The organism is Vibrio atlanticus, assembly GCF_024347315.1.
GTDB classification, from domain to species: Bacteria; Pseudomonadota; Gammaproteobacteria; order Enterobacterales; family Vibrionaceae; genus Vibrio; species Vibrio atlanticus.
The window spans coordinates 3,012,760-3,025,736 of record NZ_AP025460.1 but is presented as its reverse complement, the minus strand read 5'-3'; the positions used below and the strand labels follow the sequence as shown (position 1 = coordinate 3,025,736).

Genomic DNA, 12,977 nt, shown 5'->3' with positions numbered 1-12,977 from the left:
GTTTTAAAGAATGCCAGCCTTGAGCTGGCATTTTTTTGTCCTCAGAAAAATAAATGTCTTTATATGCATTCATTCATTATAATGCGGTCAAAATTGATCTAGCTCAAGGAATGACATGCAGCTACCTCTCGATGGTCTTTGGCAAATTTCGCCACTGACGGATCTCTCTATCCCACAAGATGACATTACCTTTCCTGCTCCATTAAGCTCAAAGCTCCCTAATAGCTTGAGTGAAGAGGAAATCGCAGAGCAAGAATGGCACCTGATGCATGACATCGAAGTGGATGATGCCATGTTGGCATGCCCATTTGTTGAGCTAGTCGTCGCAGGCGTTGACTACTTTGCAGAAGTGCGACTCAATGGCGTTGCCGTATTTGACTGTGATGGCAGCGAAGCTGAATATCGCAAAGACATCCGTCCTTATATGCAGCCTGGTCGAAATCGTTTTGAGATCCTTTTCCTTGAAGAAGAGGAGAGCCTGTTGCTTGAAGAGGATATGGATGACTCTGTATCTTCACAGGTTGTCGCTAAATCTGATTCTCGGATCGGAATCTGGCAAGCGCCATATCTGCAGTTCGTTCGTAACGTCAAGCTTGAGCAAGTTGTCACCGAGCAAATCTGGCATCACGGTGGTGGGTGTGAGTTTAAAGTAGATGTTATCTATCAAACGCTAAAGCCGGGGTTAATATCTGCATCAATCAAGTTTAATGGTATGACTCTCGTGATGCCGATTGATGTGCGAGCAGAACATACGGGTGTTGTGTTTCAGGTTGAGGCTCCACTGGTATTTAACCTTGAGAAGCCCAATCCTAAGCATTTATATCAGTTAGAAGTGGAACTCGATGGGCAAAAAGAGAGTTCTTTTGTAGCCTTGAATCCAGCCTCTTGCGTGAGTAACTTTTTGCGTAACTAGCGGTTATTCAATTAGCCCGTTACGTAATGAATCAATTTGCTCACTCGCTTGCCATCTAATGAACTGCCAACGCTAACCCTATTTCAAAAACACATTATAGCGTTTTGGCCATGACAACCTCACAAGCGTCATGGCCTGTTTCTCCCCAAGCTGAATCAAGGTGTTCAAAGCCCAATTTTTCGTAAAGTTTAACGGCTGCATTAAGGCATTCGGTCGTTTCTAGATACATATGTTGATAACCCAGTTCCTTAGCTTTCTCCATCGACATATTAACCAACTTCTTCGCTAAGCCTTTGCCTCTGGTTTCTGGCAAGAAGTACATCTTTTGCAGTTCACAGACTTCTGGCATACCTGCTAGTGGTGCAAATCCACCACCACCAACAACCTTTCCATCAAGTTCAATCACCCAATATTGAGATCTTTCATTGTTATAAACACTGAACATGTCTTCTAAGGTGGGATCAGCCACACCATAACCTTTATCTTCAGTTAGCCCGTTTTCATAAGAGACTTGGCGAATCACGTTAACAATGCTTGGATTATCTTCTAATTCAATTGAGCGAATGGTGATGTTAGCAATCTGTTCCATGTTCTGCCTATAAAATGGGTTACTCATCAGTGACCCAATATATTGTGATTAAGCATGTTGGTGCAAACAAAACAGTGGTTGTGCTGCTTTGCTTTCTGCTTTTCGTAACCACACCTTCTCATGGAAATAGTAAGCCACAGTATTCAAAGCGGGTTCTAACGTTGCCATCACACCACCAACAAAGGCGTCGCCCGTCAATAAATAGATAACGGTAAAGGCAACACTAAAGTGGATAGTAGCGAAGCTTGCTGTTTTTAACTTTGTCATCCACTGACGAGCTTTAAGCGCTGGAACTTGAGCCCACGCCTTTTCATGAAAATAGAAGGCGACGGTATTCACAGAAGGCTCAATCATAGCGATTAAGCTACCAATTAAGATGTCGCCAGTTAGTATGTAAGCGACACTAAATGCGATAGTAAAATGTAATGCAGCAAAGGTTAGTGTCTTTTTCATGATAATTACTCAGTCGTTGTGTTGTTTCGATAGAACTATTATTGAGAATTATTATCATTAAATCTAATGGGAAGTTAAGATTGTTTTGATAGGCAAAAGCTATCAATAAGCTGGAGTGAGGCTGATTGGACTGGAACTTAGGGCACAAAAAAAGGCTGACCATGAAGGCCAACCTTTTTGTCTAGAGCGGAAGGTTCGAAACCTCCTCGTTCATTCAGTTTTAAAGAGCAGCGATTGTCGCTTTTTGCTCTTCAAGCTTAACAAGAGTTTCTTGGTAGCCTTCAAGCTTTTCACGCTCTTTCGCGATAACCGCTTCAGGTGCTTTAGCAACGAAGCCTTCGTTACCTAGTTTACCTTCGATACGCTTAATCTCACCGTGAGTCTTCGCTACTTCTTTATCTAGACGAGCAAGCTCAGCATCTTTGTCGATAAGACCCGCCATTGGGATCATCAGCTCAGATTTGCCAACCAGTTTGGTTGCACAAGCTGGAGTCGCTTCGCCGTCTGCTAGAACTTTAATATCGTCTAGCTTAGCTAGAGAAGTAAGAACGATCTTGTTTGCTTCGATACGAGCTGCATCTTTCTCATCAGCGACTTTGATCATTACTTCTAAGCCTTGGCTTGGGGCGATGTCGTATTCCGCACGTAGGTTACGGATAGCAGTGATGAAAGTTTTAACCCACTCGATATCGTCAACGATCTCAGCATTGAAGTTAGCTTCATTAAACTGAGGAAGCGCTTGAGTCATGATTGTTCTTTCTTCTGCATCAGGGCCTTCAACGCCGTCGATCAGCGGAATAACGCTTTGCCAGATAGATTCAGTGATGTAAGGAAGAACAGGGTGTGCAAGACGCAGAGTCTTCTCTAGAACCGTGATAAGCGTGTAACGAGTCGCTTGTTGTTGAGCTTCAGTACCCTTCCAAAGAACAGGTTTAGTTAGCTCTAGGTACCAGTCACAGAATTGGTTCCAGATGAATTCGTAAAGCGTGTTTGCTGCCATGTCTAGACGGTAGTTGTCTAGATGAGCGTTAAATTCTTTCGCTGCAACTTCAAACTGAGATTCAATCCACTTGTCTGCTAGAGAGAATTCCATGTTTGCACGGTCTTCAACAGACAGTGACATGCCACAATCGTGCTCTTCTGTGTTCATCAGTACGTAACGGCTTGCGTTCCATAGCTTGTTACAGAAGTTACGGTAACCTTCAAGACGCTTCATGTCCCAGTTGATGTCACGGCCAGTTGAAGCCATAGCAGCAAGAGTGAAACGCAGTGCATCAGTACCGTATGGTTCGATACCATCTTCGAAAGTCTTACGTGTTGCTTTTTCGATCTTAGCAGCCAGTTTAGGTTGCATCATGTTGCCACAACGCTTTTCTACTAGCTCTTCAAGGCCGATGCCGTCAATCATATCGATAGGGTCAAGTACGTTACCTTTCGATTTAGACATCTTGTCGCCGTTTTCATCACGGATAAGGCCCGTCATGTAAACTGTTTTGAAAGGTACTTGAGCCTTGCCGTCTTCGTCTTTCACGAAGTGCATGGTCATCATGATCATACGAGCAACCCAGAAGAAGATAATATCAAAACCAGATACTAGTACTTCTGATGGGTGGAATGTTTTCATTGCTTCAGTATCTTCAGGCCAGCCTTGTGTGCCGAACGTCCAAAGTGCAGAAGAGAACCATGTATCAAGAACGTCGTTGTCTTGCTTAAGAACAATTACCGGTGAAAGGTTGTTCTTTTCACGAACTTCTTCTTCAGTGCGACCTACGTAAACTTTACCATCGTTGTCGTACCATGCTGGGATACGGTGGCCCCACCAAAGTTGACGAGAGATACACCAGTCTTGCACGTCACGCATCCACGCGAAGTACATGTTTTCGTATTGCTTAGGTACGAATTGGATCTCACCATCTTCAACGGCTTTAACAGCAGGAGCAGCAAGAGGCGCTGTACGCACGTACCATTGGTCAGTCAGCATTGGTTCGATAACCACACCACCACGGTCACCGTAAGGAACGGTTAGATCGTGATCTTTGATCTCTTCAAGTAGGCCTAGCTCTTCAAATTCAGCAACCGTTGCACGACGAGCTGCAAAGCGCTCCATACCTTGGTATTTTTCTGGAAGCTCTGTTGAGTACACATCGCTTTCTTCACCGTTCGTTGTGAAGATTTCAGCCGCATCACGGATATCACCGTTGAACGTTAGGATGTTGATCATTGGTAGGCTATGGCGCTTGCCCACTTCGTAATCGTTAAAGTCATGAGCTGGCGTGATTTTCACACAACCCGTGCCTTTATCCATGTCAGCGTGCTCATCACCTACGATAGGGATAAGACGATTTACGATAGGAAGCAGGATTTCTTTGCCGATAAGATCTTTGTAGCGAGGATCTTCAGGGTTAACTGCAACGCCTGTATCACCAAGCATGGTTTCAGGACGTGTAGTTGCAACGACAATGTAGTCTTTGCCATCAGCGGTTTTAACACCATTCGCTAGTGGGTAGCGGAAGTGCCACATGAAACCTTTTTTGTCTTTGTTTTCAACTTCAAGATCAGAAATTGCAGTGTGCAGTTTAGGATCCCAGTTTACTAGACGCTTACCACGATAGATTAGGTCTTCTTCGTATAGGCGAACAAATACTTCTTGAGTCGCAGCTGATAGGCCGTCATCCATAGTGAATCGCTCACGATCCCAGTCTACAGATGCACCAAGACGACGAAGTTGTTGAGTGATCGTGCCACCTGATTCGCCTTTCCATTCCCAGATCTTGTCGATGAAAGCTTCACGGCCGTAGTCGTGTTTTGTTTTGCCTTCTTCAGCAGCGATCTTACGCTCAACAACCATTTGAGTTGCGATACCAGCGTGGTCAGTACCCACTTGCCAAAGCGTGTTTTTGCCTTTCATACGTTGAGCACGGATAAGTGTATCCATGATCGTATCTTGGAACGCGTGACCCATGTGTAGGCTACCAGTGACGTTCGGTGGCGGGATCATGATGCTGTAAGCTTCTTTTGATGTGTCACCGTGTGGCTTAAAGTAGCCTTTCTCTTCCCAAGTCTTATACAGAGCTTGTTCGATTGATGTTGGGTTGTATGTCTTTTCCATAGTGCTCTTATAACGGATACTGTGAATGGTTAATCGTGGTCAAACTTCATAAGTGAAGCTTCTTGAATCTAAATCCAAAGATAGCTTTAACTATGAGGTTTGACTATGGATGTTGAATCTCGATAGTTTGTAGCTGATATCCAGCCTGACGGTAAATTTTATACCTTTCTCGAGCGAGTTGCTTAGCTTTTTCTTCGCAAGGAACGAAGTCTATCACCTGAGCAAAGGCGTTCGCAAAGGTTGTATGATTATCGGCCAGATTTATTACCAATTGGCGGTTCCAATTAGGTTTGACTCCTTGATGGCCTATCTCAATATTCGTTGAATATTTTGGACCTTCGCCAACCAAGTTGTGCGCGATAAATCCAGTAGGCTCTACCTGCCAAAAAACTTCAGCGATACGCTCAGCATGAACTTTATCGTTACAGTTGAGATAAAGTTTAGCGCCTTGTTTTGCAAAATGCTGAGCAAGAAACAACACGTAGTGAGCAAAACCCTCTTCGCCGGCTTGTGGGCTGTCTGAAGACACAATGTAAAATGTGGCAGTCTGCATACTGAATACTCGAACTTGGAATCGTGGAAACCAATCATACTTGGTCAACAGGAGCTAGCAAATAACGCTTATTAAAAAAGGGCCCGTAGGCCCTTTCTATTATTTTGAAGATTGCTCTTCAGTCTCATGGCCGCTGCGGTTCAATAAGAATTGGACTAGCATTGAGACAGGACGACCTGTCGAGCCTTTCGCTGCGCCTGACTTCCAAGCTGTGCCGGCACTGTCAATGTGTGCCCAGTGGTACTTTTTAGCAAATTTAGATAAGAAACATGCTGCTGTGATTGTACCAGCAGGTCGGCCACCGATATTTGCCATATCTGCAAATGGACTCGTTAGTTGCTCATGGTATTCATCGGCCATTGGCATGCGCCATGCTCTGTCACTTGCTTGCTCAGAAGCATTCACTAACTCGTGAGATAGTGGGTTGTGATTAGACAGTACAGCACTGATGTGGTGACCTAACGCCATCACACACGCGCCAGTGAGTGTTGCTACATCGACAACACAGTCTGGTTCAAAGCGTTCAACGTAAGTAAGCGCATCACATAGAACCAAGCGACCTTCAGCATCCGTGTTTAACACTTCAACTGTTTGGCCTGACATGGTCGTTAGGATATCACCTGGACGGTAAGCATTGCTGCCTGGCATGTTTTCACAACCTGCTAGGATACCAACTACATTAATCGGTAGGTTCAGTTTAGCTAGTGCCTTCATTGTACCGAATACAGAAGCCGCACCACACATGTCGTACTTCATCTCATCCATACCTTCACCAGGCTTAAGCGAAATACCGCCTGAATCGAAAGTAAGACCTTTACCGACTAGAACAATCGGTTTTGCATCTGGGTCAGCAGCACCTTTATATTCCATGATAGACATCATAGATTCGTTCTTAGAACCACGGCCTACCGCTAAGTATGAAGTCATACCCAGCTTTTCCATCTCTTCTTCGCCAATGATCTTAGTTTTCACTGTCTCGTAATCATCGGCCAAGCGACGAGCTTGAGAAGCAAGGTAAGCAGGATTTGCGATGTTAGGTGGCATGTTGCCTAGATCTTTAGACGCTTTCACACCTGAAGCTATCGCAAGACCGTGAGAGATTGCTTTCTCACCAAGGCTCAATTCACGACGAGTTGGTACGTTGAATACCAGTTTACGTAGTGGACGACGAGTCTCTGGTTTATTACTCTTGAATTGATCAAAAGTGTAAAGGCCATCTTTAGTCGCTTCTACTGCTTGGCGAACTTTCCAGTAAGTATCACGACCTTTAACGTGCAGTTCAGTCAGGAAACATACTGCTTCCATAGAACCCGTTTCGTTTAGTGTGCTGATGGTTTTTTGGATAATTTCTTTATATTGACGCTCGCCTAGCTCACGTTCTTTACCGCAGCCTACAAGCAGAACACGTTCTGAAAGTACACCAGGTACTTGATGCAGTAGTAGCATCTGGCCAGGTTTACCCTCTAGATCACCGCGACGAAGCAGTGAACTAATATAGCCATCGCTAATCTTATCTAACTGCTCGGCTACTGGAGAAAGGCGGCGCGGTTCGAATACACCGACAACGATACATGCGCTGCGCTGTTTCTCTGGGCTGCCACTTTTTACACTGAACTCCATGCGTACTCCTACATCCTGAAGACAAATCGAACTAAATGTTGGATAATGGGTTCTTACTTGTTGGATCCTATAATGGAACTGACCTTAAAGAAGAACGTTAACACTTAGCTAAAAATTTAAAAAATAAAAGGTTCAACGGGAAATTATAGTGATTCAATCAAAAAAACAAGTTTTGTATAGGTAATTTGAGCGTGATTATTGTTAGATATTTGATCCGAGAGACAATCAAGAGCCAATTTGCGATATTTTTTGTTCTCTTTCTCGTGTTTCTCAGCCAAAAGTTCATCAGTGTTTTAGCCGACGCCTCTGATGGTGATATTCCAGCAAGCCTTGTATTATCGATCGTGGGTCTAAATATGCCAGCGATGGGGCTCTTGATGCTTCCACTTAGTATCTATATTGGCATTTTGCTGACTTTTGGCCGCCTTTATGCCGAAAGTGAGATTGTGGTGATGAATGCTACGGGTATTGGCAATAAATTCCTCATCCAATCAGCACTTTATCTGGCGTTGATTACCGCAACTGTCGCTGCTTTTAACTCCTTTTGGCTGTCTCCGTGGTCACAAGATAAAGTAGAACAAATGTATGAGGAAGTAGCTGCAGAGAACAGCGTCGATTTACTACCCAAAGGCAAATTTGCAAGGACTCCCGATGGTTCTTCAGTTGTGTTTATAGAGGGTATCGATGGTAATCAATTAGACAATGTGTTCGTTTCTCAAATGCGACCTCGTGACTCAGTGCTTCCTAGTGTGATGTTCTCTAAGTCGGGAGACGTAAAAGAATTGAGCGATGGCCGCCAAGTTATTGTGATGTACGATGGTACTCGTCATGAAGGAGTGCCTTCTCGCCTTGATTATAGAGTGACGCACTTTGAAGAGTATGAAGGCTTAATTGGTCAGCGTGAAGTAGAGAAGAAAGGTCGAGAGTGGGAAGCGATTCCAACTATTGATCTTATTGGAAATCAAGATAATCGTGCCAAGGCTGAATTGCAGTGGCGCATGTCACTGGTGTTGTGTATCCCATTGTTGACTATGCTCGTTGTACCGCTGTCAGCCGTTAATCCACGACAAGGTCGTTTTGCAAAAATAGGTCCGGCAATCCTGATTTATTTGACTTACTTCTTGGCAATCAGTGCAACCAAATCTTCAATTGAAGAAGGGGACATTCCTGCTGCAATAGGCATGTGGCCAATCAATGCATTATTATTGTTTGTCGCGATTGGTGCCAACTTTATGGATAGTGTGCCTGTTAGGCGTTTGAAAGAAAAATTCAAGAATAAGAGGTTGGCTTAAGCCGTGTTTAAGATTCTCGATTTATATATAGGCAGAACCATCATCGCGACCACGTCACTGGTATTGGTGACGTTTGTCGGTCTCTCTGGAATTATCAAGTACGTTGAGCAATTGCGGAAGGTCGGTCGTGGTACATACGATCTATTACAAGCGTTGTATTTCGTTTTATTGAGTATTCCTCGTGATATCGAAATGTTCTTCCCAATGGCGGCATTGCTTGGTGCATTGATTGGGCTTGGTATGCTTGCTGCGAGTTCTGAGCTTGTGGTTATGCAAGCCGCGGGTTTCTCTAAGTTAGATATTGGTTTATCGGTACTTAAGACTGCGATTCCGTTAATGGTGATAGTGACATTACTTGGGCAGTGGGGAGCTCCGCAAGCGCAGAAGATGGCTCGTGACTTAAGAACCATCTCGGTTGCTGGTGGTAGTATTATCTCTACTCAAAGCGGTGTTTGGGCTCGAGATGCCAATGACTTCATTTTCATTGTTAAAATAGACGATGATAAGCTCTATGGTTTGAACATGTGGCGCTATGATGAGAACAAGGCTCTGAAAACGGCCATATACTCAAAAGAAGTCGATTACGTTGGAGACAACGTTTGGACAATGCGCGATGTTGAGGTCACCTCTTTTGAGAATGAAATTCAGGTCACTAAAGAGAGTTTACCGACTTTCTCTTGGGAAACATCGTTAGCTCCAGACAAACTCGCGATAGTGACGGTGAAACCGGAAGAGCTTTCGTTAAGTGGCTTGTATGATTATGTTTCTTATCTCAAAGCATCAGAGCAAGATGCAGCACGTTATGAGCTAGCTTTGTGGAGGAAGATTACTCAACCTATTTCGATAGCGGTGATGATGTTGATGGCATTGTCGTTTATCTTTGGTCCTTTACGTAGCGTGACCATGGGAGCAAGGATTCTCTCTGGTGTGATTGCTGGCTTTACTTTCTATATATCCAGTGAGTTCTTTGGGCCAATCAGCTTGGTTTATCAAATACCACCTGCCTTTGGTGCGATAGCCCCTAGCGTGGTGTTCTTCGGAATTGCCATCATGCTCTTGAGGCGGAAACTGTAAATAGAAAAAGGAAGGCATAACGCCTTCCTTTTTTGATCTTGACTGTAGCAAGTTTAATCGCGTTATCGTGCTTGTGGTAGCACTACTACTTCGGTCTTCGCCCAGATGTCGTGAAAGCCACGCTTCTGAGGATCGAATGGAACACATAAGTTTGCTAATCCAAATCCTGAAGTTCCTAAGCGAATTAGCGCTTGGGTTACCGTAATAGCGGAGCCATCTTTGTTTTGAATGCGCAATTTCCAAGCTCGCATTCCTAGCGTTTGACCTGCTCTTGTCCAAAAGAACACAAAGAAGTACACCCAAACTACAACTAAGTAAAAGGTATATGCAGGGCTCCAAATAGGGTGGTTGCTCAAGAAGTCACTAACATCGGCATAACCGCTATGGTTAAAAACGCCAAGTGCCATGAGCGCATGCAGCAGAGCGACAATGACGCCAGCCGCCAGCATCTCAATAGCGATTACGATAAGGGCGTCATAGAACAAGGCACCAAATCGGCGCATTACTCCTGCTGGTGGCATTGTGTTTGTTGATGTCATGGTGTTATTACTTCTTCAAAAATTTAGGCGTCAGAATATAGTCTAAGGCTTGGCGTGAAAAGAGACATGACGCACAGCTTATGACTTAGTGGCGAAATTATCGGCAAACACACATAAATTCAAGTTTTTATACTTGCCACATCAGTTCGCATACGTATAATGCCAAACATCGAAAGGGCAATGCCCCAAGATAATGCCGGTATGGTGAAATTGGTATACACGACGGATTCAAAATCCGTTGCCTTCGGGCGTGGCGGTTCAAGTCCGCCTACCGGTACCAAACATAGAAAGGTCGCTTTTATAGCGACCTTTCGTCGTTTTGGGCGTTTGTGAATTCCTAACCCAGCGTGTCGGCTTGGATGCAAGCCCAGTCAAGTCGCCTACCGGTACCATATTTAAATGACAAAGCCTCGACTCAAGTCGGGGCTTTGTTGTATCTGGAGAATAGAAAGCGTTGCCTTCGTAGTAGCGGCAGGAACGCCTGTCCAATCAGTCAGTTCTTATTGTGCCATTCCAAAATATTACCGTTTACGTTCGTAATGCGATTCCTTAGTAAATTAATTATCTTAAATCAGAATGTTATCTGTCATTCTCACGTCTATTGTCTATGTTTAAAGGACTAATAGAGGAGAAACATATGCTGACAGTAACCCCTTACTTGTTTTTTGATGGTCGTTGTAGTGAAGCGTTAGATTTTTATCATAAATGCTTTGGTGGTGTTGTTTTATCGAAGCAACTCTTTAGTGATGCTCCTCAGGTAATAGAGGGGGCACAACCTAGTTGGGTTATGCACGCTGAATTCGAAGCATTTGGTATGAAGCTCATGATGTCTGATGGCGTTAAAGCTAAAGAACTTGAAGGGAACAATCTGGCACTTTCCTTGGTTACAGAGGATACCGCGACTCAAGAGAAAATTTTTGAGAAGCTTAAACAAGGGGGGCGAATAATGACGCCACTCGCAGATACGTTTTGGGGCGCTAGATTTGGTAAAGTGGAAGATAAGTTCGGTATTCGTTGGATGGTACATTGTGATTCTTTTAGTTGAACCTGTGAAATTGGATAGTGAAATTCCCGTGTGGTTTTATTAGAATTATAAATATAGATTATTAATCAATATTATATAAATATGGGCAGCATAAAGATTACTGTAGATCGCATCCAGCCCGGCCTACATATACGACTCCCCCTAAAATGGAATGAACACCCATTTTTATTCAACAGCTTCAAAATAAAAGATGACGCTCAAGTGAAAATAATTCGGCATCTTGGGATTAAGCATGTCTATATAAATCTAAGTCAAAGCGATACTGCACCTTTACCTTCTAATCACGAGATAGAGAAAGGGGCCGATTCAGATCTACAGATAAGCCTTGAAACTGAAAGGATGTGGAAAGATAAGCATGAACGTATCGAAACCCTAAGCTCTTACCGTCGTAGAGTCAGTCATTGTGAGAAAGAGTTCGAGCGCTCGCTTGCTCGAATGCGTTCAGTAATGACAAAAATTCGTAACCGACCTATAGATGCGGTAGGAGAGGTTAAAAGTCTAGTTGATGATATTGTTGAAATACTGGCAAGTGACGATAGCGTAACCTTACATCTTATGAATGCTAAAGCTGATTTTGAAGACATTTACTTTCATACATTAAATGTCTCTGTCGTTGCGTTAATGATAGGTAAAGCTAAAGGCTACAATACTCAACAATTGAAAGCGCTTTCTTTTGCTGCGTTGTTCCATGATGTAGGAAAGATCAAAATACCAGCTGCAATACTTAGAAAGCAGAGTACGCTGACAGCACCGGAAGAGAATTACCTAAAACTTCATACGAAATATGGTGCTGATATTGTCTCTGGAATTGATGACTTTCCTGAAAGTGCCAAAAAAGTCATCGTTCAACATCATGAAATGAATGATGGCTCTGGTTATCCTGAAGGCTTAAAAGAAGAAGAGATAGATGAACTTACCAAAATAGTTTCAGTGGCTAACGCATTCGATAATCTTTGTCATGGTAAAGCGCAATCTCAACAAATGATCCCATACTTGGCATTGTCCCACTTATATAAGAACTGCAAACATCTATATAGTCAGGATAATTTGAGTCTATTGGTTAAGTTCATGGGAGTCTATCCGCCGGGTACTGTCGTGCAGCTTTCCAATGAATCAATTGGAATCGTGATTTCGGTTAATGCCAAACATATGCTTTATCCGAACGTACTGATCTATGATCCTAGCGTTCCAAGAACCCAAGCCCCGATCATTGACCTATTTACTAAAGAGATAAAAATTGTCAATGCAGTACATCCAAGCAAGTTACCGGAGCAAGTTAGAGAATATCTAAACCCTAGGGCTCGTTTATCTTACTTTTTTGATAATGGTGAGTAGTTATCCACAGGCTGTTGTGGGTAGTTTGTTCGAAACTTGGGTTGAAAGTTGTATAAATAAGCCCTTGGTTGAAATGTCTTCACTTAACCTCTTTTTTTAATAAAAAACGCATTTAATGCTTGCCAATAAAAGCTGCGTCTCTATAATGCCGCCTCACTGACACGGTAGACGCCATAAGGCTTCAGCGCAGAATGTTGGTAAGGCAACTAGCTTGAAGCGTTTAAACGCTCCTACTTTTAAAAAGTAGAAATTAATTCCCAATAAGTGTTTGACACCAAGAATTAAGGCGCTAGAATGGCCGCCTCTTCCGAAGTGATATAAGTCACAACGAAGAGAAGCTCTTTAACAATTTAAACCTATCAATCTGTGTGGGCACTCGTTGATGAATATCAAAACGTTTTATCGTTAGATAAAACAGATTCTTCGGAATCAAAATTGATTTCAATGAACTGAGT

General features: G+C 43.3%; 11 protein-coding genes and 1 tRNA gene. 6 read left to right on the top strand and 6 right to left on the bottom strand.

The features are described from left to right. The first annotated feature begins 115 nt into the window (after positions 1 to 115). A complete protein-coding gene (locus OCV30_RS13550; RefSeq protein WP_065679693.1) occupies positions 116 to 913 on the top strand; it encodes a glycosyl hydrolase 2 galactose-binding domain-containing protein in 798 nt (265 codons plus the stop codon). Between the two features lie 94 nt (positions 914 to 1,007). Here the strand turns inward: OCV30_RS13550 and OCV30_RS13545 are convergent, their stop codons facing one another. The 5 genes from OCV30_RS13545 to pepA form a co-directional block, all read right to left on the bottom strand. Continuing rightward, positions 1,008 to 1,502, bottom strand: coding sequence for a GNAT family N-acetyltransferase (locus OCV30_RS13545; protein WP_065679692.1), 495 nt, complete (start codon positions 1,500 to 1,502; stop codon positions 1,008 to 1,010). 48 nt (positions 1,503 to 1,550) lie between these two features. Further along, positions 1,551 to 1,955, bottom strand: a complete 405-nt coding sequence (locus tag OCV30_RS13540) for a DUF2061 domain-containing protein (protein ID WP_065679691.1) — start codon at positions 1,953 to 1,955, stop codon at positions 1,551 to 1,553. A 220-nt stretch (positions 1,956 to 2,175) separates the two neighbouring features. Further along, positions 2,176 to 5,064 carry a valine--tRNA ligase gene (locus OCV30_RS13535; RefSeq protein WP_065679690.1) on the bottom strand — a complete coding sequence of 963 codons (2,889 nt, stop codon included), beginning with the start codon at positions 5,062 to 5,064 and terminating at the stop codon, positions 2,176 to 2,178. Between the two features lie 103 nt (positions 5,065 to 5,167). Beyond that, a complete protein-coding gene (locus tag OCV30_RS13530; RefSeq protein ID WP_065679689.1) occupies positions 5,168 to 5,617 on the bottom strand; it encodes a DNA polymerase III subunit chi in 450 nt (149 codons plus the stop codon). 99 nt (positions 5,618 to 5,716) lie between these two features. Beyond that, positions 5,717 to 7,237, bottom strand: a complete 1,521-nt coding sequence (gene pepA, locus OCV30_RS13525) for a leucyl aminopeptidase (RefSeq protein WP_017097529.1) — start codon at positions 7,235 to 7,237, stop codon at positions 5,717 to 5,719. Between the two features lie 191 nt (positions 7,238 to 7,428). Between pepA and lptF the strand changes: the two genes are divergently transcribed. Together lptF and lptG are read left to right on the top strand one after the other, a co-directional pair. Beyond that, positions 7,429 to 8,529 carry an LPS export ABC transporter permease LptF gene (gene lptF / locus OCV30_RS13520; protein ID WP_009847716.1) on the top strand — a complete coding sequence of 367 codons (1,101 nt, stop codon included), beginning with the start codon at positions 7,429 to 7,431 and terminating at the stop codon, positions 8,527 to 8,529. 3 nt (positions 8,530 to 8,532) lie between these two features. Next, positions 8,533 to 9,603: an LPS export ABC transporter permease LptG gene (gene lptG, locus OCV30_RS13515; protein ID WP_012604850.1), complete on the top strand. Its 1,071-nt coding sequence runs from the start codon at positions 8,533 to 8,535 to the stop codon at positions 9,601 to 9,603. Positions 9,604 to 9,665: 62 nt separating this feature from the next. Here the strand turns inward: lptG and OCV30_RS13510 are convergent, their stop codons facing one another. Continuing rightward, positions 9,666 to 10,142: an RDD family protein gene (locus OCV30_RS13510; protein ID WP_017083738.1), complete on the bottom strand. Its 477-nt coding sequence runs from the start codon at positions 10,140 to 10,142 to the stop codon at positions 9,666 to 9,668. Between the two features lie 195 nt (positions 10,143 to 10,337). On the opposite strand from OCV30_RS13510, the gene OCV30_RS13505 reads away from it, so the two are divergent. The 3 genes from OCV30_RS13505 (at position 10,338) to OCV30_RS13495 (ending at position 12,522) form a co-directional block, all read left to right on the top strand. Further along, positions 10,338 to 10,422 (top strand) — tRNA-Leu (locus OCV30_RS13505). Between the two features lie 357 nt (positions 10,423 to 10,779). Continuing rightward, positions 10,780 to 11,187, top strand: a complete 408-nt coding sequence (locus tag OCV30_RS13500) for a VOC family protein (protein ID WP_065679688.1) — start codon at positions 10,780 to 10,782, stop codon at positions 11,185 to 11,187. A gap of 81 nt (positions 11,188 to 11,268) precedes the next feature. Next, positions 11,269 to 12,522 carry a cyclic di-GMP phosphodiesterase gene (locus OCV30_RS13495; protein WP_065679687.1) on the top strand — a complete coding sequence of 418 codons (1,254 nt, stop codon included), beginning with the start codon at positions 11,269 to 11,271 and terminating at the stop codon, positions 12,520 to 12,522. The last annotated feature ends 455 nt before the right edge of the window (positions 12,523 to 12,977 follow it).